Source organism: Streptomyces sp. NPDC005820 (genome assembly GCF_040630255.1).
GTDB lineage: Bacteria > Actinomycetota > Actinomycetes > Streptomycetales > Streptomycetaceae > Streptomyces.
The window spans coordinates 240,645-266,692 of the sequence record NZ_JBEXXE010000003.1 but is presented as its reverse complement, the minus strand read 5'-3'; the positions used below and the strand labels follow the sequence as shown (position 1 = coordinate 266,692).

Below are 26,048 nucleotides of genomic sequence, written 5' to 3'. Positions count from 1 at the left end.
GGCGCGTTCTCGGCACGGTGGCGGCGGTGCGCGGGTTGGCGAGGCGGATGTGGGCGTCGAGGGGGATCGCGTTGCCGTCCGGATCCTTGGCGTAGTTGGGGACATCGGTCTCCTTGGCGCCGTCGAGCGGGGCTCCGGTGTCCTTGCGGCGGCCGAACATCTTCTCCTGCTCGGTGCGGGAGACCCGCTTGGCCCACACGGCTTCCCGTCAATGCCGGTCACGAGTAGACGAAGAGTCAACTCTTTGTCCGCACACCCAGGCCAGGTGGGCACCGATTCGGACGAAGCCATGCGGCTGTGATCGGGGCAGGCCGTTGTGCCGGGATCAATGGCACGGTTACGCAATGCCGTCCCGGACGGGGGTCTGACTCATGAGATCTATGACCGAAGTGTCCAGTCACGGGCTTGTCGACTGTCGTTGCGGGATGGCGTCTGCTGTCACCGAGCCACAGGGCGTGTCCCAATAGGGGCCTTGCCGAGTTTCAGGCGCCATCACGGTTCAGACCGCCCGAGCAGGCCGGTGCCATCCACCCAGCACGTCACCACGCGGGAGGCGAACCACCCATGACGACCAGAGAGCGCAGCACCTCCTCCTCCAGTGCGGATCCACCCGTTCGGGGCGAGGTTGTCCTGGGCGTGGACACGCACGGCGAGGTTCATGTCGCTGCCGCAGTAACCCCGCTGGGGAAGGTTCTGGGTACCGAGTCCTTTCCGGCCACGGCGGCCGGCTACCGTCGGCTGCTCGTCTGGGCCCGCAAGCTGGGGACGGTGCGCCGGGCCGGGGTGGAGGGTACCGGCACCTTCGGAGCGGGCCTGTCCCGCTACCTGCTGGCTCAGCACGTTCAGGTGTTCGAGGTGAACCGGCCCGACCGCACGGCCCGTCGACTGCCCGGGAAGTCGGACCCGCTTGATGCACAGGCTGCTGCGAGGGCCGTGCTCAGTGGTCGCGCCCGGGCCCGGGCGAAAACCGGCGACGGTCCGGTGCACAGCGCCCGGATGTTCAAACTCGCCAAGGACTCCGCGGTCATGGCTCGCACCCAGGCGATCAACCAGCTCAAGGCCGTCCTGGTCATCGCCGACCCCGCCCTGCGGGAACGGTTGTCCAGCCTGGGCAACCGTGAGCTGTTCCGCACCTGCGCGCGCCTCGGCCCGCACGACGGCGGGGGCGACGAGGACGCGGTGGGCCAGGCCACCCATATGACGTTGCGCATGCTCGCCGAGCGCATCGAACAGCTCACCGGGCAGATCGATGAGCTGAACCAGCGCCTGACCCGGCTCGTCGAACGCCACGCCCCGCGACTGCTCGAACCGGTGGGTATCGGCCCGGACAGCGCCGTCACTCTCCTGATCACCATGGGAGACAACCCCGAGCGACTGAACACCGAGGCGTCCTTTGCTGCCCTTTACGGAGTCAGCCCCGACCGTCAGGCCAACGCTGCCCTGCACCGCATCGTCTTCACCCGCCTGCGCCACGACCCGAGCACCCAGGCGTACTACGAACGCCGCACTCGGGAGGGCAAGACCCGACGTGAGATCATCCGATGCCTCAAGCGATATGCCGCCCGAGAGGTCTTCAACCTGGTCAGGACGGTATCCAGCATCCCCCGTTATAGGGGCGTCCGTGATACGTGAGAGGGTCTGAGGCGTGAGTGAGACACCGTCGAACACCCTGCAATACCGCTTTGACGGGCCAGAAGAGGCTCCCGTCCTGATCCTGGGTCCCTCTCTGGGTACCACATGGCACATGTGGGACCGGCAGGTCCCGGAACTGGCCCAGCAGTGGCGGATCTTCCGGTACGACCTGCCCGGTCACGGCGGCGCCCCGGCCCACCCGGCCGGCTCCGTGTCCGATCTCGCCGAGCGGCTGCTCGCCACGCTCGACGGGCTCGGGGTGCAGCGCTTCGGCTACGCGGGCTGCGCCTTCGGCGGCGCGGTCGGCGTGGAACTGGCCCTGCGTCACCCGGAGCGGGTCGCCTCGCTCGGGCTGATCGCCGCCTCGCCGAGGTTCGGCACCGCGGACGAGTTCCGCCAGCGCGGGGTGATCGTCCGTACGAACGGACTCGACCCGATCGCCCGCACCTCGCCCGACCGCTGGTTCACGGCCGGCTTCGCGGCGGCCCAGCCCGCGATCACCGAGTGGGCCGTGCAGATGGTGCGCACCACCGACCCCGGCTGCTACATCGCGGCCTGCGAGGCGCTCGCCGCGTTCGACGTCCGCGCCGAACTCGGACTGATCGGCGTCCCCACGCTCGTCCTCGTCGGCTCCGACGACCAGGTGACCGGCCCCGCCGAGGCGCGCACCCTGGTCGCGGGCATCCCCGACGCCCGCCTCGCCGTCGTACCCGGCGCCTCCCATCTGGTCCCGGTGGAGCAGCCCGCGGCCGTCACCGACCTCCTCGTGCGGCACTTCTCCACCGCCTGGCAGCCCGCCTACGAGTCCACGACGGGGCAGACGGCCGTCCCGGGCATCCCGGTCCGCGCGGTGACCACCCCGACGCCGCCCCCGCAGCCGGTGGCCATCGCCGAGATCGCGCCCGCGCCCGTCGAGGAGCTGCCGCAGGTCATGGGCCGTCCGGACCCGTACGACGCCGGGCTGAAGGTGCGCCGCGAGGTCCTCGGGGACGCGCACGTGGACCGGGCGCTGTCCCAGGCCGACGACTTCTCCGGCGACTTCCAGGAGTTCATCACCCGTTACGCCTGGGGCGAGATCTGGGACCGCCCCGGCCTCGACCGGCGCTCCCGCTCCTGCGTCACGCTCACCGCCCTGGTCGCCGGCGGCCATCTCGACGAGCTCGCCTTCCACACCCGGGCCGCCCTGCGCAACGGCCTCACCCCCGACGAGATCAAGGAGGTGCTGCTGATGGCGGCGGTCTACTGCGGCGTACCGGCGGCCAACAGCGCCTTCCGGGTGGCCCAGCAGATCATCCGCGAGGAGACCACCCCGGTCGACTGAGCCGCGCCGCCGCACCGGGGGAGGACGGACGGGAAAGGAGGGACGGGGAAGGAGGGACGGGGGAGGATGGACCCCATGACGAGCATGACGACCATGAAGCTGACGAAGAAGGCGCACTCCTGCGTCCGTCTGGAGAAGGACGGGCGCACGCTCGTCCTCGACCCGGGCGGGTTCAGCGAGGCGGACGCGGCGGTCGGCGCCGAGGCGATCCTGGTCACGCACGAGCACCCGGACCACTTCGACGAGGAGCGGCTGCGCACGGCCCTGGAGGCGAACCCGGCCGCCGAGATCTGGACCCTCAGGTCCGTCGCGGAGAGGATCTCGGCCGCCTTCCCCGGCCGCGTCCACACCGTCGGCCACGGCGACACCTTCACCGCGGCCGGCTTCGACGTCCAGGTCCACGGCGAACTGCACGCCGTCATCCACCCGGACATCCCGCGCATCACCAACGTCGGCTACCTGATCGACGGCGGCCGCGTCTTCCACCCCGGCGACGCCCTCACCGTCCCCGACCACGCCGTCGAGACGCTGATGCTTCCCGTCATGGCCCCCTGGAGCAAGATCTCCGAGGTCATCGACTACGTCCGCGAGGTGAAGCCGCAGCGCGCGTACGACATCCACGACGCCCTGCTCACCGACCTCGCCCGCCCCATCTACGACAACCAGATCGGCGCTCTCGGCGGCGCGCCGCACCTGCGGCTGGCGTCCGGGGAGAGCACGCCCCTGTGAGTGTCGGTGGCGCCCGGTAGGTTGTGAGGCATGCGCATCGCGACCTGGAACGTCAACTCGATCACCGCCCGCCTGCCGAGGCTGCTGGCCTGGCTGGAGAGCAGCGGCACGGACGTGCTGTGCCTCCAGGAGGCCAAGCTGGCCGAGGAGCAGTTCCCCTTCGACCAACTGCGCGAGCTGGGCTACGAGGCGACGGTCAACGCCACCGGCCGGTGGAACGGCGTGGCGGTGATCTCCCGCGTGGGCATCGAGGACGTCGTCAAGGGCCTGCCCGGCGACCCGGGCTACGACGGCTCCGTGGAGCCGCGGGCGATCTCCGCGACCTGCGGCCCGGTCCGCGTCTGGTCGGTGTACGTGCCGAACGGCCGCGAGGTGGACCACCCGCACTACGCCTACAAGCTCCAGTGGTTCGAGGCCCTGAAGGCGGCCGTCGCGGGCGACGCGGCGGGCAGCCGGCCGTTCGCGATCCTGGGCGACTACAACGTGGCGCCGACGGACGACGACGTCCACGACGTGGCCGCCTTCGAGGGCCTCACCCATGTCACCCCGGCCGAGCGCGCCGCTCTCGCCTCCCTGCGCGAGGCCGGCCTCGCCGACGTGGTCCCGAGGCCCCTGAAGTACGACCACCCGTTCACGTACTGGGACTACCGCCAGCTCTGCTTCCCCAAGAACCGCGGTATGCGCATCGACCTGGTCTACGGCAACGCACCGTTCGCCAAGGCCGTCAAGGACTCCTACGTCGACCGCGAGGAGCGCAAGGGCAAGGGCGCCTCCGACCACGCGCCGGTCGTCGTCGACCTCGACGTCTAGCCCCCGGACAGCCGTCGGCCGGCTCTCACAGCAGCCGCAGGTCCACGGCCTGCGCGAGCGCCGCGTATCCCGCGTCCCCGGGATGCAGATGGTCCCCGCTGTCGTACGCGGCGAGCATCCGCGTCGGGGCGGCGGGGTCGCGCAGGGCACGGTCGAAGTCGAGGACGCCGTGGAAGGCGCCGGTGGTGCGGATCCACCGGTTCAGCGCGGCCCGCTCGGCCTCCACGGCGGCCGTGCAGCGCGCGGAGCCCCCGCAGGGCGGCAGCGTCGCGCCGAGCACCCGCAGGCCACGCGCCCGCGCCCGCCCGGCGATCTCCCGCAGCCCGGCGGCCACCCGGGCGGCCGTCGCCGCGTCCCGCAGATCGTTGATGCCCTCGAACACGACCAGCGTCCGTACCGAGGTCTGCGCGAGGACGTCCCGGTCCAGCCGGTGCGGGGCGGCGACCCCGCCGCCGACCAGGGCGAGCCCGTCGCCCGGATAGCGGTCGGCCGCCACCCGGTTCGAGGCGATCCCCGCGTTGAGCACCCCGTAGCGCGGCACCGCGTCCTGCCGGCCCAGCCGGGCCGCGAGGGCGTCCGGCCAGCGCCGGTTCGCTCCGACCGTGGACCGGTCGCCGTCGGTGATCGAGTCCCCGAGCAGCACCACCGCACCGGGCCCGCCGCCCACGTCCACCCCGGTCAGCAGCGGCCAGGACCCGATCGTGGCGGGGTACGGCGTCCCGTCCGCGTCCGCCGTGTGGTCGCCCGGCCCGCTCAGATACGACCGCTGCACCGCTAGCCCGTGCCATGGCACCGAGGTCACCGTGCCGGGCAGATGGAAGCTCACCAGCAGATCCGTGTCCGCGGGCACGGCGAAGGGCAGCGGATCGCTGACCGCCTGCGCCCCTGCGGGCACCTCGACGTCCCGCGCGCCCCCGAAGGACAGCGGCACCGGGGCCGACCGCGCCGCAGCACCCGCCGAGCGCACCGCCACCGTCGCCGCCCCGATCCGCACCGGCGCGGAGGCGAACGCGTTGTCGAAGCGGAGCCGTAGCCAGGGCCCGCCGGCAGACGTGTGCACCACCAGCCGCAGGGTGCGGTCGGTCCACGGGCCCACCGCCGCGAGCGCGGAGGGCGAGGCCGCCCAGGTGCCGGTCCAGCCCTCCGCCGCGGACCGCACGGCCAGCGCGAACACATGCAGCCGGGGCGCGAAGGGCAGCCGTACCGCGACCACCTCGCGCCCCCGCGCCAACGGGACCGTCACCACGTACAGCCGGGGCCGCTCGGCGAGCGGGCCGCCGGGGGTGCCGACCCGCGGCAGGGCGAAGGCCTTGGTGGCGAGCGGGCCGGTGCGCCAGTCGGGGGCGGTCAGCCGGAACAGGGAGCGGGTGCCGTCGGCGTACCGGACGCTGCCCGGGCCGCCCGCCGCCCGGCCGCCTGTGCTCGTGACCAGGAAGGCGAGGGCGTCGCCGTGCCCGCCGGCCCGTACGGTCTGCGCGGCGGCGCGGACGTTGTCGGGGGAGCCCGGCGGGCGAGGCGGCCAGGCCAGCCGGGCGCCCTGCACGGTCGGCGCGCGCCCCGGGGTCCAGCCCGCGGCGGCCAGATCGGACGCCGGCAGATGGTTGCCCGCGCCGTCGAGGTCCACCGTGGACGCGTTGTCGTACCACGCCTCCAGCGCGGGCGGCAGCGGTGGGGCGGCGGCCCGCGCGGGCGCGAGGAACAGCCCGGACCCGACGAGGGCCAGGGCGACCCCCCACGCACCTCGGCGCACGAACCGTTCCCTCCCGCACACCCGTCAGCCGTCAGCGCCTCGCGACGCTAGGCGGCGGGCCGGACCCGGTCAACGCGCCATGCGCAGCCGGACCGTGGATTCGACCGTACGTACGTGCCAGCGCGCCTGTGGTGCGTACGTCGGTGCGAATGACACGCTGGAGGTATGGACATCCCTTTCCTGGGCAACAGGCGCAAGAAGCACGGTGAAGCGATCCTGGCCGCCGACCCCGAGGGGGTCGCGGAGCTCCTCTCCGAATGCGAGCTGCTGCGCTCCCAGGCGGCCCGGGCGGGGATCCGACTCGACGACACCGTGGCCTCGTTGGAGGCACTCGACCAGATGGTGCCGCGCTGGCGGGACGACGAGGAGATCCTGCCCTGGCTCGGCAACGACGCCGGGCTCTACCTGGGCACGGTCATCGTGCGGACCGTGCCCGGCGCCGCCTGGGACTTCCGGGCGGACGGGCAGCCCGTCGTACGGCTGGCCTCGGGACGGGAGTTCGACGTCGTGGACTCCGGGCACGAGTGGGCGTCCAGCGGAGTGCCCGAACTGTCCCAGCTGTACGCCGAGGTGGCCGAGGCCTGAGCCCCTGCTCGGCGGACATAAGCTCGACGTAAATACGGCTTATGCCCCCGGGTGCGTGTCGTGTCCTGGGGCGAGGTCGCTCTGGGTAGTTTCCGTCCAAGATTCTCAAGCACTGAAGGGGGCGACTAGGATGGGCCGTTCATCCCCCAGAACCGGGGTCGCGACCGCCGCGGCGGCAGAACCGGGGACGCTGCTGCCAGGTGGTGGGGGACTCTCCGCGGCAATCCGGCCGTAGGGGGCGGAAGTCACAGAGCCCTGCCCGGCCGGCGCCGGTCGCAGATCACTGCTCGCGCAGCGGCACCGACACGTACGACGGGTCGGTGGCCGGCGAGGAGAAGGTCAGCCGCGCGCCGGACGGGTTGTGCTCGACGTAGAGCGGGTCGACCGTGTCGACCACCAGGGCCAGCCGATGCCCTGCCGGGACGTCGTAGGCCGTGGAGAACAACTCCAGGTCGAGACCGAACGGCTTTCCGGGCGTACGTCCGTGGAAGGTGTACGGCGCGTGCGAGACCAGCTTGCCGAGGCCGAGCGGTCCCACGTCGTACAGGTAGGCGACGAGGGTGCCGCTCTCCTCGGTCGGGGTGAGCGTGGTGTGCAACCGGGCGGTGCCGCGCACCTGTTGCGCCGTGGCGTACTTCTGCGACTGCCAGACGGCGGCCCAGTACCGGGGGAGCAGCGGGATCGGGGCGACCGGGGGGACCCGTGCGACCTGGTCGAGGATGCTGGAGAGGAACACGGTCCCGCCGTCGGCGCCCGAGTCGACGTTCGTGTGGATCGTGGTCGTGCCGGCCAGGGCGATCCGCTCGCGGGTCGCGCCCACCGACGTCCAGTCCGGGTAGCCCTCGTAGCCGCCCGTGGAGCGGGACTCGAGCTGGACCGGCTGTTCACGGTCGATGCCGTTGTCCACGCCCTTGAGGTAGTGGTCCATCCAGCGCCGGGTGTCCGTCCATACGTCGTTGGGCACGCCGAACAGGCCGGGGAGCTCGGCGGTCGCGTGGTCGCCGGGGCGCAGTTCCAGCCGTTTGGGGACGGTCAGCCGCTCGTAGAAGGCGGCGGACTGGTTGGGCGGGAAGATGGTGTCGCCCCAGGCGCCGGCCATCAGCACGGCCGCGCCGTTCTTGTCGAGCCGGTCCAGGAAGCTCGCGGGGGAACGTTTCTCCCCCCAGGCGACGATCTCCTTCTCCTTCGACAGGTCGGAGTCGTAGAAGGCGGAGAAGATCTCCCGCGACTCGGCGCTCTGCCGGCCGGTGACCGTGCCGACCGTGTCGAGCACGGCCGCCGCCTGGAGGTGCTGGGTGCGGCCCGAGTAGATCGAGTCGATCAGGTCGCCCCAGCCGCTGAGCGAGGCGACGGCCCTGATGCGCGGGTCGTGCGCGGCGGCCAGCAGGCTGATGCCCGCGCCGTAGGAGACGCCCGCCATGCCGATGTGCCGGGGGTCCGCCGGGGTGTGGGCGAGCGCCCAGTCGACGACCTCGGACGCGTCGGCCACATCGCGCGGACCGGCCACGTCGATCTCGCCGCCCGACTGCCAGAACCCGCGCACGTTGTAACTGAGCACCACATACCCGTCGTCGGCGAGCTTCTGCGCCTGGGCGAGGTACTGCACCTGCGGGAAGCCCCAGCTGGTGGGGAGCACGATCAGCGGGTAGCGGCGGGTGCCGTCGGCGCCGGCCGGGGTGATGACGTTGGCCTTCAGGACCGTGCCGCCGTCCCCGGCGATGTCGACGTACCGGACCGCGCCCGTGGCGGCCTGTGCGACGGGCGCGAGGCCCAGGACGCCGCCGGTGACCAGTGAGGCGGAGACGGCGCCGACGGCGGTCGTGCGCAGGGCCCTACGGTGCGGTCGTCGTCCCACGGGTCACTCCTCGACATGCGTCCGTGCAAAGTGACCCGACGGTAACCGGGTGGCCTTACCGGAAGTAACCCGTGAGTAAGTTACGTGGCAGTAACGATTGGTTCGGCGGGCAGCGGCGCCTGGGCCGCCCGGGTCACGTCCTCGACCAGCTCCACCACATCGGGGCCGTACGCCTGCGAGTTGACGACCTTCAGGAGCAGTACGAAGGAGTTGCCGCCGTGCTTGCGGGCCAGCCGCTCGTGATGGCGGACCAGATAGCGGGTGGCGGCCTGGTTGTTGATGGCGCGCTGCCCGCAGAACAGGAACACCGGCCGCGCCTCCCGCCGCTGACCCGCGGTCAGCCGGGCCAGCAGCACGTACTCGGTGATGCCCGCGTCCATCCGGTACTGCTCGGTGCCGATCCGGAACGCGAGCCGGTCCGGGCCCGGCTCCCGGTCGGTGTTGATCCGCACCCCCGGCAGCATCGCCTGGAGATGGGCGGCCATCCGCCGGTTCGACCCCGGGCCGCCGACGCAGAACTCCGTCCGCTCCCCGAACCCCTGCCGGGCCGCGTCCTGCGTGACCACCTCGGCGCCCGCCCCGCAGTCCTTGATGAGCGCGGCGAGCTCCAGGAGCGCGAACACGTCGTGGCGGTGCACCGCGAGGTCCGGGCTGCCCGCGTCGCGGTTGACGACGAGCAGACACTCCGAGTGCTCCGGCAGCCCGAAGAACGCCTGCTTGCGCCGGAGTTTCCGGCGCCACAGATAGGTCCGGGCCACCCAGCCGAGCACGGCGCTCAGGCCGGTCGCGATGACCCCCAGGACGATGTTGCGCACGTCGTCGTTCATGGGCGCGCATGGTAGCGGGCGGACATGCCTTTGACGTACCCGTGTTCGAGCTGTGGCAGTCGTATGACAGTGCCCGGAAGGCGCCTGTCGAGGCCCCCCGAATCTGGCTACGCTGCGCGGACGGTTCCCGACTGGAGGTACGGATGCGTCGCCCTGTCGCGCGGAAACTGTCGGTCCTGGCGGTCTCGGCCGCCGTGGTCACGGTGGGGGCCGCAGCGCCGCCCGCCGCCGGGAGAACGACCCCTGCGAAGGTCCCCGTCGCCGTCGGCTACGGCGGTGCCGTCGCCAGCGTCGACGCGGACGCCTCAGCCGCCGGCATCGAGGTGCTCAGAAAGGGCGGCAACGCCGTCGACGCGGCCGTCGCCACCGCCGCCGCCCTCGGCGTCACCGAGCCCTACTCCTCCGGCATCGGCGGAGGCGGCTACTTCGTCTACTACGACGCCAAGTCCCGTACGGTGCACACCATCGACGGCCGCGAGCGGGCGCCGCTCACCGCCGACACGAACCTGTTCCTGGAGAACGGCGCCCCGCTCGCCTTCGCCGACGCCGTCACCAGCGGCCTGAGCGTCGGCACCCCCGGTACCCCCGCCACCTGGGCGACCGCTCTGGGCCAGTGGGGCAGCCGCAAGCTCGGCACGGTCCTGAAGCCCGCCGAGCGCATCGCCCGCGACGGCTTCACCGTCGACGACACCTTCCGCTCCCAGACCGCCTCCAACGAGACCCGCTTCCGCTACTTCCCGGACACCGCGAAGCTGTTCCTGCCCGGCGGGCAACTCCCCGTCGTGGGCTCGACCTTCAAGAACCCGGACCTCGCCCGGACCTACGAGGAACTGGGCCGCAACGGAGTCGCCGCGATCTACAAGGGCGACGTCGGCGAGGACATCGTCGACACCGTCAACCACCCGCCCGTGGACCCGGCCTCGGGCTGGAACGCGCGCCCCGGCCGGCTGTCCGCCGACGACCTGGCCGCCTACCGCGCCAAGCTCCAGGCGCCCACCAGGACGACGTACCGCGGTCTCGGCGTCTACTCCATCGCCCCCTCCTCCTCCGGCGGCACCACCGTCGGCGAGGCCCTCAACATCCTCGAGAACACGGACCTGTCGAAGGCGAGCGAGGTCCAGTACCTGCACCACTACATCGAGGCCAGCCGGATCTCGTTCGCCGACCGGGGGCGCTGGGTCGGCGACCCCGCCTTCGAGGACGTACCGACGAAGCAACTGCTCTCACAGCGGTACGCCGACTCGCGGGCCTGCCTCATCAAGGACGACGCGGTCCTCACCAGCCCCGTCGCCCCCGGCGACCCACGCCACCCGGCCGCCTGCGACACCAGGGGCACGGCGGCGCCGACGACGTACGAGGGCGAGAACACCACCCATCTGACGGTGGCCGACAAGTGGGGGAACGTCGTCTCCTACACCCTCACCATCGAGCAGACCGGCGGCAGCGCGATCACCGTCCCCGGCCGTGGCTTCCTCCTCAACAACGAGCTGACGGACTTCTCCTTCACCCCCGCCAACCCGGCCGTGCACGACCCGAACCTGCCCGGTCCGGGCAAGCGGCCGCGCTCCTCCCTCTCGCCGACCATCGTCCTCGACCGGCAGAACAAGCCGGTCGTGGCGCTCGGTTCGCCCGGCGGCGCCACCATCATCACCACCGTGCTGCAGACCCTCACCGAGTTCCTCGACCGGGGCCTGCCGCTCGTCGACGCGATCGCCGCGCCGCGCGTCAGCCAGCGCAACGCGGCCCAGACGGAGATGGAACCCGCCCTCTTCAACGACACCCGCCCGGACAGCGTCAGGTCTCAACTGGAGGCGATCGGGCACTCGTTCAAGCTGAACGCCGAGATCGGCGCGGCCACCGGCGTGCAGCGGCTGCCCGGCGGCAAGTGGCTGGCCGCCGCCGAGACCGTACGGCGCGGCGGCGGCTCGGCCCAGGTGGTGCACCCCGCGTCATAGCTCCGGGGTGGGGACGGGCGGCTCGGTGCGGAACGCGAGCCGCCCCTCCTCGACCTCCACCCGCACCCGGTCGCCGTCCTTGACCCGCCCGTCGAGCAGCAGCCGCGACAGCCGGTTGTCCACCTCGCGCTGGATCGTGCGGCGCAACGGCCGTGCCCCGTACTCGGGTTGGTAACCGCGCTCGGCCAGCCAGTCCACCGCCCCGGCCGCGAACTCCACACCGATGCCCTGCGCGTGCAGCAGCCGCCGGGTCTTCTCCAGCAACAGGTCCGTGATCTGCCGCAGTTGGTCGCCGGTGAGCTGGTGGAAGACCACGATCTCGTCGATGCGGTTGAGGAACTCCGGGCGGAAGTGCTCCCGCAGCGGCCGCAGGATCTGCTCGCGCCGCGCCTCCTCGTCGGCCCGCGCCCCGCCCGGACCGAAGCCGATGCCCGCTCCGCGCCGGCTGATCGCCTCCGACCCCAGGTTGCTCGTCATCACGATCACCGTGTTGGTGAAGTCGACCGTACGGCCCTGGGAGTCGGTCAGCCGTCCGTCGTCGAGGACCTGCAGCAGGATGTTGAAGACGTCCGGGTGCGCCTTCTCCACCTCGTCGAGCAGCAGCAGCGAGTACGGGTGCCGGCGCACCACCTCGGTGAGCTGCCCGGCCTCCTCGTGGCCGACGTACCCGGGCGGGGCGCCCACCAGCCGGCTGACGGTGTGCCGCTCCTGGTACTCGCTCATGTCGAGCCGGACCATCCGCTCCTCGCTGCTGAACAGGGTCTCGGCGAGAGCGCGGGCGAGCTCGGTCTTGCCGACACCGGTCGGGCCGAGGAAGAGGAAACTGCCGATCGGCCGGTCCGGGCTCGACAGCCCGGCGCGTGAGCGCAGCACCGCGTCGGAGACGACCCGTACGGCCTCCTGCTGGCCCACCACCCGCTCGTGCAGATGCTCCTCCAGGCCCAGCAGCCGGTCCTTCTCCTCCTGGGTGAGGCTCGCGACCGGGATGCCGGTCTGCCGGGACACCACCTCGGCGACGGCCTCCGCGGTGACCTCCAGATGCTGGCCCTCGTCGACCTCCTCCTCACCGGAGGTGTCCGCGATGCGCTGCTTCAACTCGGTGATCCGGTCCCGCAGTTGCGTGGCCAGCTCGTACTGCTCGTCCGCGACCGCCTGGTCCTTGTCCCGGGCGAGCTGCTCGGCCTCGCGCTCCATCGCCCGTACGTCCGTGCCCTTCGTCCGGGCCCCGAGCCGCACCCGCGCCCCGGCCTGGTCGATCAGGTCGATCGCCTTGTCCGGCAGCCGGCGGTCGGTGAGATAGCGGTCCGACAGCTGTACGGCCGCCACCAGCGCCTCGTCGGTGTAGCGGACCTGGTGGTGGGCCTCGTAGCGGTCGCGCAGCCCGCGCAGGATCTCGATCGTGTCCGGCACGGTCGGCTCGGGCACCAGGATGGGCTGGAAGCGGCGGGCGAGCGCCGCGTCCTTCTCGATGCGCCGGTACTCCTCCAGCGTCGTCGCGCCCACGATGTGCAGCTCACCGCGGGCCAGCGCCGGCTTGAGGATGTTCCCGGCGTCCAGCGAGCCGCCCTCGCCGCCCCCGCCCGCGCCGACCACCGTGTGCAGCTCGTCGATGAACACGATCAGCTGGTCGGAGTGGGCGCGGATCTCGCCCACGATGCTGTTCAGGCGCTCCTCGAAATCGCCCCGGAAGCGGGTGCCGGCGACCACCCCGGTCAGGTCCAGGGCGACCACCCGGCGGCCGTCCAGCACGTCCGGCACGTCCCCGTCCGCGATGCGCTGGGCGAGCCCCTCCACCACGGCGGTCTTGCCGACACCCGCGTCCCCGATCAGCACCGGGTTGTTCTTGCCGCGCCGGGACAGCACCTCGATGGTCTGTTCGATCTCGTCGTCCCGCCCGATCACCGGGTCGATCCGGCCCTGGCGGGCGAGCTCGGTGATGTCACGGCCGTACTTGTCCAGGGTGGGGGTGCCGGTGGGGCGCTGCCGCTCGGGGTGCGCCTGCGCGGTCTCCGTGGCCTCGGGCGGCAGAGCGGCGGGGGCGAACCGGGCCGCGTTCAGGATGTGCCCGGCCGCGGAGTCCGGGTTCGCGGCGAGGGCGCTGAGCACATGCTCCGGGCCGATGTACCCCGCCCCGCGGGACCGGGCCAGGTCGTGCGCGTCCAGCAGGGCCCGCTTGGCGGCCGGGGTGAGGGACAGCGAGGTGGGCGGGGGCGCCTCGCCCGGCGGGTGCTGCACCGGCCCCGACCGCTTGTCGATCTCCGCCGCCAGCGAGTCGGGATCGGCGCCGACCCGGCTCAGCAGACTCCGGGTCGGCTCCGCCGCGAGGGCCGCGCGCAGCAGGTGCTCGGTGTCCAGGTCACGGCTGCCGTGCTCGGCGGCGTACTGGGCCGCGCCCCGGACCAGCTCCCTCGCGGGCTGGCTGAGGAGCTGGCCGATGTTGATCTGGCGGGGGCCGGGGCGGGGGCCGCCGAAGAAGCGGGCCAGGAATTCACCGAAGGGGTCGCCCTCCGGGCCGATGTAGCCGCTGGTCATGGCGTTCCGTTCGATCGACGTGCGTGGCCGGGCGGACGGGTGCCCTGGCCGTGCCGGGCTACACCACGATTGCACGATCCGGAGGGGGCGGCATGTCCTGCGGGGTGCGGTTGTGGGGCGGGTGCGGGTGGTTCGTGGTTGATCGCGCAGTTCCCCGCGCCCCTTGAGGTCCGCCGGTCTACCGTCGCTCGGTAAGGACCCTTGGTCCGTCCTCCGTGATGGCCACCGTGTGTTCCGTGTGGGCCGCCCTCGAGCCGTCGTTCGTCTTGAGGGTCCAGCCGTCGGGGGACGCGTGCCAGTCGTCGTGGCCGCTCGCGATGAGCATGGGCTCGATGGCGATCGCCATGCCGGCGCGCAGTCGCAGGCCCCGGCCGGGGCGGCCCTCGTTGGGGACACCGGGGTCCTCGTGCATGTGGCGGCCGATGCCGTGGCCGCCGAAGCCGTCGGGGATGCCGTAGCCGCCCGTACGGCAGACCGTGCCGATGGCGTGGGCGATGTCGCCGATGCGGTTGCCGGGGACCGCCGCCGCGATGCCGGCCGCCAGGGCCCGCTCCGCCGTCTCGATCAGCCGGACGTCCGCCGGGCGGGCCCGGCCCACGGTGAAGCTGATCGCCGAGTCGCCGACCCAGCCGCCCAGCCGTGCCCCGCAGTCGATGGAGACGAGGTCGCCGTCGCGCAGCCGCCGGCCGGTGGGGATGCCGTGCACGATCGCGTCGTTCACCGAGGCACAGATCACCGCCGGGAACGGGGTCGGCGCGAAGGACGGCCGGTAGCCGAGGAAGGGGGAGCCGGCGCCCGCCTGCCGCAGGACGTCCCGTGCCACCTCGTCCAGCTCCAGCAGGGAGACGCCCACGTCGGCCGCCTCGCGCACCGCTGTCAGGGTCCGTGCCACGACCTGGCCGGCTTCGTACATGGCGTCGATCGACGCCCTCGTCTTGAGTTCCACCATGCCAATTACTATACCGGTATTAGAATGACGGCATGGTGCGTAACCCGTTGACCCCCGAAGAGCGCGAGCGCGGCGAGCGGCTCGGGCAGTTGCTGCGTGAGGCGCGTGGCGGCCGGAGCATGGCCGAGATCGCGGCGAGCGCCGGCATCTCCGCCGAGACCCTCCGCAAGATCGAGACCGGGCGGGCGCCGACCCCGGCGTTCTTCACCGTCGCCGCGCTGGCCGCCGCGCTGGGGCTGTCCATGGACGAGCTGGCCGGGCGGTGCGCGTTGGCCGCGGTGGTGTGAGCCCGGCGGGAACGCGGCCGGGGCGGGGGCTCTTTCCGGCCAAGGTCGCGCGGGGCGCCGTCCGCGTCCGCTTTGAAAACTCGTCGTAGCCCGGCTGTAACACTGCTGGTGTTTTCTACGGACCGGAGTGTTCCGGTCGGGCGGGAGCTGTGCGATGGGTGTGGATCAACTCCCGGTCCAGGTACGGGAGTTCGCGAACTACCTGAACGGGCTGCTGACGCGCCTCGATCAGGGCGCCGGCTGGTGCGCGGTGTTCTGGCAGCGCGACCCCGACGGTATGCAGGCCTGCCTCGACGGCCGTGAGGTGCCGCCCTGGGACGTGGTGGAAGCCGTGCTCCAGGACCTCGCCGCCGAGTACGGCACCCCGGCCGCCGCCCAGGAGGCCGATCGCGCACGGGTCCTGCACGCCGCCGCGCTCATCGCGTACGACGCCCGGCCCGGCGGCCGTGAGGCGCTCGGCGACCGGCTCGACGTGATGCTCCGCGAACAGCGCTACGCCATCGAACGCCAGGCCGAGTTGGGGCGCCTGCTCGGCGCGGCGGCCACCCAGGAGGACGCCGAGGCCATCCGCCTCGACCTGGCCTGGGCCCACGACGACCATGAACGCGCCGTCGCCCGCTGTGCGGAACTCCGGTATCGGATGGCCGAGTTGGAGCCGCCCCGCCCTGCGGCCCCTGAGCACGGGGCGGCGGGCGGTTCCGCGGCTTCCGCCGCACACCCCACCGCCACCGCCACTCCCACCCGCGGTTCCGCCCCCGCCCCCGGTGAGGAAGCCCGCCCGGCCCGGAGCCGGAGCACCTCGGTGGCCGCCGAGCCCGAGGCCGGGCAGGGGTCCCTCCCCAAGCAGCGCAAGCGGCGGCGGGGCGGTGCGCGGTTCGCCGGGATGGCTCATGAGGAGGACGCCGCCGTCGTCGTACCGCCGAGCGCCGGGCCCGTGCTGCCCGAGCCCGCTCCCGCCGCCCGGCGGACGCTGCGGGGCGCCCGGTTCGCCGGGGCGGCCGGGCGGGCGGAGCGGCGGGAGGAACCGCGACGGGAGCCGCTGGACGCCGAGGCGCGGCAGGAGACCGCGGGGGCGGTGGAGCGGCTGGTACGGCTGCGCGGGGAGGGCCGCAGCGGTGAGGCGCACGCGCTGCTCGTCGAGCTGGCGTACTGGCCGGCCGCCCGGATCCCGCTGCTCGCCGCCGAGCTGCAGCGCGCCGGACTGGGCGCCGACTGGACCACCCTGCTCTGGGAGGCCGCCTCGCTGCCCGCCGACCGGCTGGTGGAGGCCGCGGACGCCCTGGTCGCGGTGGGGCGCACGGCCGACGGCGAGCGGATCCTGCGGCAGGGCGTCGCCCGCCCGGCCGAGGAGATCGGGCAGGCCGTCCTCGGGCTGCACACGGGCGGCCGCCGCCGAGAGGCCCGCGCCGTGCTCGACGCCTACGTCCGCGTCCGCACCCCGGAGGAGGCCGCCCGCAGCGCCGCACCCGACCCCCACACCCTCGTCCCGCTGCTGCTGGAGTCCGCCCGGGGCGTCTCGGAACAACGCCGCTGGGACCTGGTCCACGCCCTGAGAGTGGCCGGCTTCACCGTGTGACGGGGAGCGCGCCCTACGCCGTACGCCGCCCGACTCACCCACGTGAGTGTGAAACGTGATCGACTCGGGGGCTTGACGACAATGGTCTTGGCAAGCCCCTCCCGGAGGCTTACGTTCATCCCTCTACGACCTTCGTCTACGGGCGTAGAGGCTCTGACGTCCCGTCGAAGGAGCAGCTCATGACCGACGTCGTACGTGCCGCCCTGGTCCAGGCCACCTGGACCGGCGACACCGGGTCCATGGTGGCGAAACACGAGGAGCACGCCCGCGAGGCGGCCCGGCAGGGCGCGAAGGTGATCGGGTTCCAGGAGGTGTTCAACGCCCCCTACTTCTGCCAGGTGCAGGAGCCCGAGCACTACCGCTGGGCCGAGCCGGTGCCGGACGGGCCGACCGTGCGCCGGATGCGGGACCTCGCGCGCGAGACGGGCATGGTGATCGTCGTCCCGGTGTTCGAGGTCGAGCAGAGCGGTTTCTACTACAACACCGCCGCCGTGATCGACGCCGACGGCTCCTACCTCGGCAAGTACCGCAAGCACCACATCCCGCAGGTCAAGGGCTTCTGGGAGAAGTACTACTTCCGGCCGGGGAACCTCGGCTGGCCCGTCTTCGACACCGCCGTCGGCAGGATCGGCGTGTACATCTGCTACGACCGCCACTTCCCCGAGGGCTGGCGGCAGCTCGGCATCAACGGCGCCCAGCTCGTCTACAACCCCTCCGCCACCCACCGCGGCCTGTCCGGCCACCTGTGGCGGCTGGAGCAGCCCGCCGCGGCCGTCGCCAACGAGTACTTCGTCGCCGCGATCAACCGTGTGGGAGTAGAGGAGTACGGGGACAACGATTTCTACGGGACGTCGTACTTCGTCGACCCGCGAGGCCAGTTCGTGGGCGAGGTCGCGAGTGACAGGAGCGAGGAACTCGTCGTCCGCGACCTGGACTTCGACCTGATCGAACAGGTGCGGCAGCAGTGGGCCTTCTACCGCGACCGCCGCCCCGACGCCTACGAAGGGCTGGTACAGCCGTGAGCGACCTGTACGCGCGTCACCGGAACGTCCTGCCGGACTGGCTGGCGCTCTACTACGAGGAGCCCCTGGAGATCACCCACGGCGAGGGACGGCACGTCTGGGGCGCCGACGGCACGAAGTACCTCGACTTCTTCGGCGGCATCCTGACCACGATGACCGCCCACGCCCTGCCCGAGGTGACGAAGGCGGTCACCGAGCAGGCCGGGCGGATCATCCACTCCTCCACGCTGTACCTCAACCGCCCGATGGTCGAGCTCGCCGAGCGGATCGCCCAGCTCAGCGGCGTCCCGGACGCCCGTGTCTTCTTCACCACCTCCGGCACCGAGGCCAACGACACCGCCCTGATGCTCGCCACCGCCTACCGGCGCAGCAACACGATCCTGGCGATGCGCAACAGCTACCACGGCCGTTCCTTCAGCGCCGTCGGCATCACCGGCAACCGGAGCTGGTCGCCGACCTCGCTGTCCCCGCTGCAGACCCTGTACGTGCACGGCGGGGTGCGCGGTCGCGGACCGTTCGCCGCGATGGACGACGAGGCGTACATCGCGGCCTGCGTCGACGACCTCAAGGACCTGCTCGGGCACACCCGCCCGCCCGCCGCCCTCATCGCCGAGCCCATCCAGGGCGTCGGCGGCTTCACCTCGCCCCCCGACGGCCTGTACGCCGCCTTCCGGGACGTGCTGCACGAGCGGGGCATCCTGTGGATCGCCGACGAGGTGCAGACCGGCTGGGGCCGCACCGGCGACCACTTCTGGGGCTGGCAGGCGCACGACCGGAGCGGCCCGCCCGACATCGTCACCTTCGCCAAGGGCATCGGCAACGGCTCCTCCATCGGCGGTGTGATCGCCCGCGCCGAGATCATGAACTGCCTGGACGCCAACAGCATCTCCACCTTCGGCGGCACCCAGCTCACCATGGCCGCCGGCCTCGCCAACCTCACCCACCTCCTGGAACACGACCTCCAGGGCAACGCCCGGCGCGTCGGCGGTCTGCTCATCGAACGGCTGCGGTCCGTCGCCGCCCAGGACCCCGGCGTACGGGAGGTGCGCGGACGCGGTCTGATGATCGGCGTCGAGCTGACGAAACCCGGCAGCGACCGGGCCGACCCGGAGCGGGCGTCCGCCGTGCTGGAGGCGGCCCGCGCGGGCGGACTGCTGATCGGCAAGGGCGGCGGGCACGACACCAGCGCCCTGCGCATCGCCCCGCCGCTGTCCCTGACCGTCGCGGAGGCCGAGGAGGGCGCCGCGATCCTCGAAGGCGCGCTGAGGAGCACGCAGTAGCAGCGGCGCCCGCCGCGCAGTCCCGGCACCGCGCCGGTCGAGCAAGGGAACACCGTCATGACCACCACCCTGGAGACCTGGGGCCCCGTCGAGCCACTGGAACCCGCCCTGTCGGTCCGTCAGGTCCTCTCCCTGGAACGCGTCCTGGCCGGGGACCCCGAGGTGGTGGCCGGCGCGGACCGGCTCGACCGGCCGGTGCGCTGGGTGCACGTCGCCGAGGCCCCCGACGTCGGCGTGATGCTGACCGGCGGCGAGATGGTCCTCACCACCGGCGTGCTGCTCGCCGGGGACGAGACCGCCCAGGCCGAGTACATCCGCTCCCTGCACCGCGCCGAGGCCGCCGCCGTGGTCCTCGGCCTCGGGCGCGCCTTCCCCGCCCCGCCCGACGCGATGCGGCGCGCCGCCGAGCGGTGCGGGCTGCCCCTGGTCGTCCTGCACCGGCCGTTCCCGTTCGCCGAGCTGACCGAGGAGGTCCAGTCCCGGCTGGTGCGCCGCAAGTTCGCCGCCGTCAGCCTCTCCGAGGCCGTACGCACCGCCCTGACCGGGCTGATGACCGCCGGGGCGCCGCTGCAGCGGCTCCTCGACGAGATCGCCCACCACACCGGCTGCCCCGTCGTCGTCACCAACCTCGCCCACCGGGTGCTCGCCACCGGCGGGGAGCGGTCCGCGGTCGACGACGTGCTGCGGGACTGGGAACGCATCGCCCGGCAGGCCGGCGGCAGCGAGGGCGACGGCTGGATCCGCGCCGAACTCGGCGGCCGCGGCGAACGATGGGGGGAGATCATGCTGTGCGGCTACCGCGGCGACACCGCCGGCGGCCGCCTCCTCGCCGACCGGGCCGCCGAGGCCCTCGTCCTGCACCGCATGCTCGGCGGCGCCTCCGCCCACACCTGGGAGGAGCAGTCCGCGCAGAGCCTGCTCACCGACCTGGCCTCCGGCGTCGTACCGGCACGGCAGCTGCTGCCCCGGGCCCGCGCGGCCGGACTGCCCGTCAACCGGCGCACCTTCGTCCCCCTCGTCGTACGCGACGGCGACCCCGCCCACCTCGACCGCATGCTGCGGCTGCTGGGCCTGCCCGGACTGGTCGCGGAGCTCGCCGACGGGGCCACCGCCGTGCTGCTCAGCCTCGCCCGCGACCAGGACGCCGAAGCGCTCGCCGCGCACTTCGCGACCCGGCTGCGCACCGAGTCCGGTGAGGCCCGCACCGTCGTCGCCTCGGCCGGACCGCGCACCCTCTGGGAGGACGTGCCGGCCGGGCTGCGCGAGGCCCAGCACGTCGCCGACGCCGTCGCCGACTCCTCGGCCGCCCTCGACCTGCCGCCCGTCGTCCGCCTCAAGGACGTCCATCTGCGCGGCCTGATCCGGCTGCTGCGCGACGACCCGCACGTCCAGGCCTTCGCCGAGCGCGAGCTGGACGGCCTGCTGTGCGCGGCCGGCGAAGACCTCCTCGCGGTGCTGCGCACCTACCTCGCCACCGGCCGCAACAAGTCCCGCACCGCCCAGCTCCACCATGTCTCCCGGCCGGCCCTCTACCGCCGCCTGGAGGCGATACAGGCCCGGCTCGGGGTGGACCTGGACGACTTCGAACAGGCCGCCTCGGTGCACATCGCACTCCTCGCGCACGACGCCCAGCAAGCCTGACCCACCGGTCCCGGCAGCCCCGGGCAACACCCCCGAAACACGGAACGACCTGCGAAAACGGCGGTGAAACATGGGACTTGGACGACGTGACACGGTGGCACGCCCAGCTCCCTCAGACGTGACACCGTGCAACTCAAAGCGGGCTCGCGGGCTTTCTAAGGTCCTCTCACACCGAGTGACCGGAGGTCCCGATGAGCAGAGTGATCCGCGCCGCCGTGTTCCAGACGGCCTGGACCGGCGACAAGGAATCGATGATCCAGGTACACGAGCAGGCGGTCCGCGACGCGGCCGCGCAGGGTGCTCAGGTCCTGTGCTTCCAGGAGCTGTTCTACGGGCCCTACTTCTGCCAGGTGCAGGACCCGCAGTTCTACGAGTACGCCGAGCAGATCCCGGACGGCCCGATCGTCCAGCGCTTCCAGGCCCTCGCCCGGGAGCACGGCATCGTCCTGGTGCTCCCGATGTACGAGGAGGAGCAGCCGGGCGTCCTCTACAACACCGCCGCGGTGATCGACGCCGACGGCTCCTACCTCGGCAAGTACCGCAAGCACCACATCCCGCAGGTCAAGGGATTCTGGGAGAAGTTCTACTTCCGCCCCGGGAACGCGGGCTGGCCCGTCTTCGACACCGCTGTCGGCAGGATCGGCGTGTACATCTGCTACGACCGCCACTTCCCCGAGGGCTGGCGCGCGCTCGGCCTCGCGGGCGCCGAGATCGTCTTCAACCCCTCGGCCACCTCGCGCGGTCTGTCCGCCTACCTCTGGCAGCTGGAGCAGCCGGCGGCGGCCGTCGCCAACGAGTACTTCGTCGGCGCGATCAACCGGGTCGGCACCGAGGAACTCGGCGACAACGACTTCTACGGGACCTCCTACTTCGTGGACCCGGAGGCCCAGTTCGTCGGCGAGGTCGCCAGCGACAAGGAGACCGAACTCGTCGTCCGCGACCTGGACCTGGCCAAGCTCCGCGAGGTCCGCGACCGCTGGCAGTTCTACCGCGACCGCCGCCCGGAGGCGTACGGCCCGCTGACGACCCCGTGACCTCGGCAGTTCCCCGCGCACCAAGGTTTTTTCTTTCAGGGGCGCGGGGAACTGCGCGATCAACCACAGACGTCCCGCACCCGACCCACTACCTCTCCGGAGCCGGAAAAAAATGAGCAGCCGTAAAATCATCCGCGGCGGTCTCGTCATCACCGCGTCCGACGAGATCCACGCCGACGTCCTGATCGAGGACGGCCGCATCGCCGCCCTCGCCGCCTCCGGCACCGCGGCCGCCGAGGCCTGGACCGACGGGCAGGTCATCGACGCCACCGGGAAGTACGTCATCCCGGGCGGGGTCGACGCCCACACCCACATGGAGCTGCCGTTCGGCGGCACCTTCGCCTCCGACACCTTCGAGACCGGCACCCGCGCCGCCGCCTGGGGCGGTACGACCACGATCGTCGACTTCGCGGTGCAGAGCGTCGGTCACACCCTGCGCGACGGCCTGGACGCCTGGCACGCCAAGGCCGAGGGCAACTGCGCGATCGACTACGGCTTCCACATGATCGTCTCCGATGTGAACGAGGAGACGCTCAAGGAGATGGACCACCTGGTGGAGGAGGGCGTCACCTCCTTCAAGCAGTTCATGGCCTACCCGGGGGTCTTCTACTCCGACGACGGCCAGATCCTGCGCGCCATGCAGCGCTCCGCCGACAACGGCGGCCTGATCATGATGCACGCCGAGAACGGCATCGCGATCGACGTGCTGGTGGAGCAGGCGCTGGCCCGCGGTGAGACCGACCCGCGCTACCACGGCGAGGTCCGCAAGGCCCTCCTCGAGGCCGAGGCCACCCATCGCGCGATCCGGCTCGCCCAGGTCGCGGGCGCCCCGCTCTACGTCGTGCACGTCTCGGCCATGGAGGCGGTGGCCGAGCTGGCCCGGGCGCGCGACGAGGGGCTGAACGTCTTCGGCGAGACCTGTCCGCAGTATCTGTTCCTGTCGACGGACAACCTCGCCGAGCCGGACTTCGAGGGCGCGAAGTACGTGTGCAGCACCCCGCTGCGGCCGAGGGAGCACCAGGCCAAGCTGTGGCAGGGCCTGCGCACCAACGACCTCCAGGTGGTCTCCACGGACCACTGCCCGTTCTGTTTCGTGGGGCAGAAGGAGCTGGGCCGGGGCGACTTCTCCAAGATCCCCAACGGTCTGCCGGGCGTCGAGAACCGGATGGACCTGCTGCACCAGGCCGTCGTCGACGGGCACATCTCGCGCCGCCGCTGGATCGAGATCGCCTGCGCCACCCCGGCCCGGATGTTCGGCATGTACCCGAAGAAGGGCACCATCGCCCCCGGCGCGGACGCGGACGTCGTGATCTACGACCCGCACGCCGAGCAGACCGTCTCCGCCGAGACGCACCACATGAACGTCGACTACTCGGCGTACGAGGGCAAACGCCTCACCGGCCGCGTCGAGACGGTCCTGTCGCGGGGCGAACTCGTCATCACCGAGCGGGAGTACACCGGACGCGCGGGTCACGGCGTCTACACCCCGCGCTCCACCTGCCAGTACCTCACCTAGGAAGGGCGCCCATGGACTTCGGACTCGTCCTGCAGACGGACCCGCCGGCCTCGAAGGTCGTCGAGCTGATGAAACGCGCGGAGGACAACGGCTTCACCTACGGCTGGACCTTCGACTCCGCCGTGCTCTGGCAGGAACCGTTCGTGATCTACAGCCAGATCCTGGCCGGCACCAGCAGGCTGACCGTCGGGCCGATGGTGACGAACCCGGGCACCCGCACCTGGGAGGTCACCGCCTCCACCTTCGCCACCCTCAACGACATGTTCGGCAACCGCACGGTCTGCGGCATCGGCCGCGGCGACTCCGCGATGCGGGTGGCCGGGCGCGCCCCGAACACCCTCGCCCGGATCAGCGAGGCCATGAAGGTCATCCGCGCCCTCGGCTCGGGCCAGGAGGCCGACCTGGGCGGCACGGTGATCCGCTTCCCCTGGATCAAGGAGGACGCGAAGCTCCCCGTCTGGATGGCCGCGTACGGGCCGAAGGCGCTGAAGATGACCGGCGAGGAGGCCGACGGGTTCATCCTCCAGCTCTCCGACCTGTACCTCACCGAGTACATGGTGAAGGCGGTCAAGGAGGCGGCGGTCGCGGCCGGCCGGGACCCCGGTGACGTGAAGATCTGTGTCGCCGCTCCCGCGTACGTGACCGAGGACGACTCGCCCGAGGCGCTCGCCCACGCCCGCGACCAGTGCCGCTGGTTCGGCGGCATGGTCGGCAACCATGTCGCCGACCTGGTGTCCAAGTACGGCGCCCACTCCTCCCAGGTCCCCGAGGAACTCACCGACTACATCAAGGCCCGCGAGGGGTACGACTACTCCCACCACGGCCGCAGCGACAACCCCGACACCGCGTTCGTGCCCGACGAGATCGTCGACCGGTTCTGCGTCATCGGACCGGTGGAGAAGCACATCGAGAAGCTGAACGCCCTGCGCGAGCTGGGTGTAGACCAGTTCGCCGTCTACGACATGCACGACGCGCGCGAGAGGGTCATCGACGCGTACGGCACGACGGTGATCCCCGCCGTCAACGGCTGACACGGCCCCCCCGGCCGACTCCCCATCCCCCCACTCCCGTTCTCCCCTCCTCCGCCGTCCTGGAGGAGGGGGAGGCGGGGCCGGGGAAGGGCAGGCACGCCCTTCCCCGGCCCCGCCGGCCCCGCACGGCCTTTCCGGATCCGCCCCTCGTTTGATTGGCCTGCCCATGACCGACACCGCTCCCACGGCCATACCCGTGTCCGACCAAGTCACCCTCCCCGACGGGCGCGTGGAGTTCGCCCCGGGGTCGCCGCCGCCCAGCGGCCCCTACGCCAACGAGGACCTGCTGCCGGTTCCCGTCGAGAAGCGCACCTGGACCACCTACAACTTCTCCGCGCTGTGGGTCGGCATGGCCCACAACACGGCGTCGTGGACGCTCGCCTCCGGTCTGATCGCCGTCGGCATGGACTGGAAGCAGGCGGTGTTCACCATCGCCCTGGCCAATGTGATCGTGCTGGTCCCGATGCTGCTCACCGGGCACGCGGGACCGAAGTACGGCATCCCCTTCCCGGTCTTCGCCCGCGCCTCCTTCGGTATCCGCGGCGCCAACCTCCCCGCCGTCGTCCGGGCGTTGGTGGCCTGTGGCTGGTTCGGCATCCAGACCTGGATCGGCGGCGAGGCGATCTACTTCCTCGCCGGGAAGCTGATCGGCAACGGCTGGAGCGACGCCGGGAAGATCGGCGGCTACCCCTGGACCATGTGGCTGTCGTTCGCGATCTTCTGGGTGATCCAGGTCGCGATCATCTACCGGGGCATGGAGACCATCCGCCGCTTCGAGAACTGGGCGGCGCCCTTCGTCATCGTCGGCGCCCTGGTGATGCTCATCTGGATGAGCAACAAGGCCGGCGGCTTCGGCCCGCTGCTCGACCAGCCCTCCAAGCTCGGCTGGGGCGACGACTTCTGGAAGCTGTTCTGGCCCTCCCTCATGGGCATGATCGGCTTCTGGTCGACGCTGTCGCTGAACATCCCCGACTTCACCCGCTACGGGAAGTCGCAGAAGGCGCAGACCTGGGGGCAGGCCCTCGGCTTGCCGACCACGATGACGCTGTTCGCGCTGCTGTCGGTGCTGGTCACCTCCGGCTCGCAGGCCGTGTACGGCGAGACGATCTGGGACCCGGTCCAGCTGGCCGCCAAGACGGACAACGTCTTCGGGCTGCTGTTCGCGCTGGTGACCGTGCTGGTGGCGACCCTGTCGGTGAACATCGCGGCCAACCTGGTCTCGCCCGCGTTCGACTTCTCCAACGTCGCGCCCCGCAGGATCAGCTTCCGCACGGGCGCCCTCGCCACCTGTGTCATCGGCGTGCTGATCTTCCCGTGGAAGCTGTACTCCGACCCGCAGGGCTACATCTTCACCTGGCTCGGCCTGGTCGGCGGTCTGCTCGGCACGGTCGCCGGCATCCTCATCGCCGACTACTGGATCCTGCGCCGCGGCAGACTGGACCTGGCCGACCTGTACCGCGCGGGCGGCCGCTACTGGTACGACGGCGGCTGGAACTGGCCCGCCGTGGTGGCCTTCCTGACGGGCGGCGTCCTCGCGATCGGCGGCGCCAGCTTCAAGCCGATCATCGACGGCAGGCCCATCGCGGCCCTCGAACCCCTCGCCGACTACGGCTGGGCCGTCGGCCTGGGCACCTCGACGCTGGTGTACCTCGTCCTGATGACGCTCACCGGACGCCGGGAGCGGAGCGCCGCCTGACATACGGCCACACGGCGACG

20 protein-coding genes and 1 pseudogene are annotated in these 26,048 nt (G+C 72.0%); 15 read left to right on the top strand and 6 right to left on the bottom strand.

Annotation, left to right across the window (positions count from 1 at the left end):
• Positions 1 to 16 precede the first annotated feature (16 nt).
• Positions 17 to 187: pseudogene (locus ABZ464_RS05325) on the bottom strand (deferrochelatase/peroxidase EfeB); the annotation flags it as partial.
• Positions 188 to 564: 377 nt separating this feature from the next.
• On the opposite strand from ABZ464_RS05325, the gene ABZ464_RS05320 reads away from it, so the two are divergent.
• The 4 genes from ABZ464_RS05320 (at position 565) to ABZ464_RS05305 (ending at position 4,492) form a co-directional block, all read left to right on the top strand.
• Complete coding sequence (locus ABZ464_RS05320; RefSeq protein WP_359271212.1) at positions 565 to 1,632, top strand: transposase; 1,068 nt, start codon at positions 565 to 567, stop codon at positions 1,630 to 1,632.
• 13 nt (positions 1,633 to 1,645) lie between these two features.
• Positions 1,646 to 2,953 (top strand): 4-carboxymuconolactone decarboxylase, encoded by a 1,308-nt coding sequence (pcaC, locus tag ABZ464_RS05315; RefSeq protein WP_359271209.1) that lies wholly within the window; start codon positions 1,646 to 1,648, stop codon positions 2,951 to 2,953.
• A gap of 93 nt (positions 2,954 to 3,046) precedes the next feature.
• A complete protein-coding gene (locus tag ABZ464_RS05310; protein WP_359271446.1) occupies positions 3,047 to 3,682 on the top strand; it encodes an MBL fold metallo-hydrolase in 636 nt (211 codons plus the stop codon).
• A 30-nt stretch (positions 3,683 to 3,712) separates the two neighbouring features.
• Complete coding sequence (locus tag ABZ464_RS05305) at positions 3,713 to 4,492, top strand: exodeoxyribonuclease III (protein ID WP_359271206.1); 780 nt, start codon at positions 3,713 to 3,715, stop codon at positions 4,490 to 4,492.
• A gap of 25 nt (positions 4,493 to 4,517) precedes the next feature.
• Here the strand turns inward: ABZ464_RS05305 and ABZ464_RS05300 are convergent, their stop codons facing one another.
• A complete protein-coding gene (locus ABZ464_RS05300; RefSeq protein ID WP_359271203.1) occupies positions 4,518 to 6,242 on the bottom strand; it encodes an SGNH/GDSL hydrolase family protein in 1,725 nt (574 codons plus the stop codon).
• A 165-nt stretch (positions 6,243 to 6,407) separates the two neighbouring features.
• Here ABZ464_RS05300 and ABZ464_RS05295 point away from each other — a divergent pair, with 165 nt between their 5' ends.
• Complete coding sequence (locus ABZ464_RS05295; protein ID WP_359271200.1) at positions 6,408 to 6,827, top strand: DUF6278 family protein; 420 nt, start codon at positions 6,408 to 6,410, stop codon at positions 6,825 to 6,827.
• 280 nt (positions 6,828 to 7,107) lie between these two features.
• On the opposite strand, the gene ABZ464_RS05290 is transcribed toward ABZ464_RS05295, so the two are convergent.
• Both ABZ464_RS05290 and ABZ464_RS05285 read right to left on the bottom strand, forming a co-directional pair.
• Entirely contained in the window at positions 7,108 to 8,682 is a 1,575-nt protein-coding gene (locus ABZ464_RS05290; protein WP_359271197.1) for an alpha/beta fold hydrolase, read from the bottom strand.
• Positions 8,683 to 8,762: 80 nt separating this feature from the next.
• Complete coding sequence (locus tag ABZ464_RS05285; RefSeq protein ID WP_359271191.1) at positions 8,763 to 9,509, bottom strand: hypothetical protein; 747 nt, start codon at positions 9,507 to 9,509, stop codon at positions 8,763 to 8,765.
• 143 nt (positions 9,510 to 9,652) lie between these two features.
• Here ABZ464_RS05285 and ggt point away from each other — a divergent pair, with 143 nt between their 5' ends.
• Positions 9,653 to 11,464 (top strand): gamma-glutamyltransferase, encoded by a 1,812-nt coding sequence (ggt, locus tag ABZ464_RS05280; RefSeq protein WP_359271188.1) that lies wholly within the window; start codon positions 9,653 to 9,655, stop codon positions 11,462 to 11,464.
• Here the strand turns inward: ggt and ABZ464_RS05275 are convergent.
• Both ABZ464_RS05275 and map read right to left on the bottom strand, forming a co-directional pair.
• Complete coding sequence (locus ABZ464_RS05275; RefSeq protein ID WP_359271185.1) at positions 11,459 to 13,996, bottom strand: ATP-dependent Clp protease ATP-binding subunit; 2,538 nt, start codon at positions 13,994 to 13,996, stop codon at positions 11,459 to 11,461. The two genes, ggt and ABZ464_RS05275, sit on opposite strands and share 6 nt — an antisense overlap.
• A 178-nt stretch (positions 13,997 to 14,174) precedes the next feature.
• Positions 14,175 to 14,945: a type I methionyl aminopeptidase gene (map, locus tag ABZ464_RS05270; RefSeq protein WP_359271182.1), complete on the bottom strand. Its 771-nt coding sequence runs from the start codon at positions 14,943 to 14,945 to the stop codon at positions 14,175 to 14,177.
• A 32-nt stretch (positions 14,946 to 14,977) separates the two neighbouring features.
• Here map and ABZ464_RS05265 point away from each other — a divergent pair, with 32 nt between their 5' ends.
• The 9 genes from ABZ464_RS05265 to ABZ464_RS05225 all read left to right on the top strand — a co-directional run bounded on the left by ABZ464_RS05265 (position 14,978) and on the right by ABZ464_RS05225 (position 26,028).
• Positions 14,978 to 15,232 (top strand): helix-turn-helix transcriptional regulator, encoded by a 255-nt coding sequence (locus ABZ464_RS05265; RefSeq protein WP_359271179.1) that lies wholly within the window; start codon positions 14,978 to 14,980, stop codon positions 15,230 to 15,232.
• A 154-nt stretch (positions 15,233 to 15,386) separates the two neighbouring features.
• Complete coding sequence (locus ABZ464_RS05260; RefSeq protein ID WP_359271176.1) at positions 15,387 to 16,808, top strand: hypothetical protein; 1,422 nt, start codon at positions 15,387 to 15,389, stop codon at positions 16,806 to 16,808.
• A gap of 179 nt (positions 16,809 to 16,987) precedes the next feature.
• Positions 16,988 to 17,830 (top strand): nitrilase-related carbon-nitrogen hydrolase, encoded by an 843-nt coding sequence (locus ABZ464_RS05255; protein WP_359271174.1) that lies wholly within the window; start codon positions 16,988 to 16,990, stop codon positions 17,828 to 17,830.
• Positions 17,827 to 19,110, top strand: a complete 1,284-nt coding sequence (locus ABZ464_RS05250; RefSeq protein ID WP_359271171.1) for an aspartate aminotransferase family protein — start codon at positions 17,827 to 17,829, stop codon at positions 19,108 to 19,110. The genes ABZ464_RS05255 and ABZ464_RS05250 overlap by 4 nt, the downstream gene beginning before the upstream one ends.
• 57 nt (positions 19,111 to 19,167) lie before the next feature.
• Entirely contained in the window at positions 19,168 to 20,751 is a 1,584-nt protein-coding gene (locus tag ABZ464_RS05245; RefSeq protein WP_359271169.1) for a PucR family transcriptional regulator, read from the top strand.
• A gap of 191 nt (positions 20,752 to 20,942) precedes the next feature.
• The gene (locus tag ABZ464_RS05240; RefSeq protein WP_359271166.1) at positions 20,943 to 21,785 is read left to right on the top strand and encodes a nitrilase-related carbon-nitrogen hydrolase; all 843 of its coding nucleotides are present in this window, start codon (positions 20,943 to 20,945) and stop codon (positions 21,783 to 21,785) included.
• A gap of 112 nt (positions 21,786 to 21,897) precedes the next feature.
• Positions 21,898 to 23,301, top strand: a complete 1,404-nt coding sequence (hydA, locus tag ABZ464_RS05235; RefSeq protein WP_359271163.1) for a dihydropyrimidinase — start codon at positions 21,898 to 21,900, stop codon at positions 23,299 to 23,301.
• Positions 23,302 to 23,312: 11 nt separating this feature from the next.
• Positions 23,313 to 24,332 (top strand): TIGR03842 family LLM class F420-dependent oxidoreductase, encoded by a 1,020-nt coding sequence (locus tag ABZ464_RS05230; RefSeq protein ID WP_359271160.1) that lies wholly within the window; start codon positions 23,313 to 23,315, stop codon positions 24,330 to 24,332.
• Positions 24,333 to 24,498: 166 nt separating this feature from the next.
• A complete protein-coding gene (locus tag ABZ464_RS05225; protein ID WP_359271157.1) occupies positions 24,499 to 26,028 on the top strand; it encodes an NCS1 family nucleobase:cation symporter-1 in 1,530 nt (509 codons plus the stop codon).
• The last annotated feature ends 20 nt before the right edge of the window (positions 26,029 to 26,048 follow it).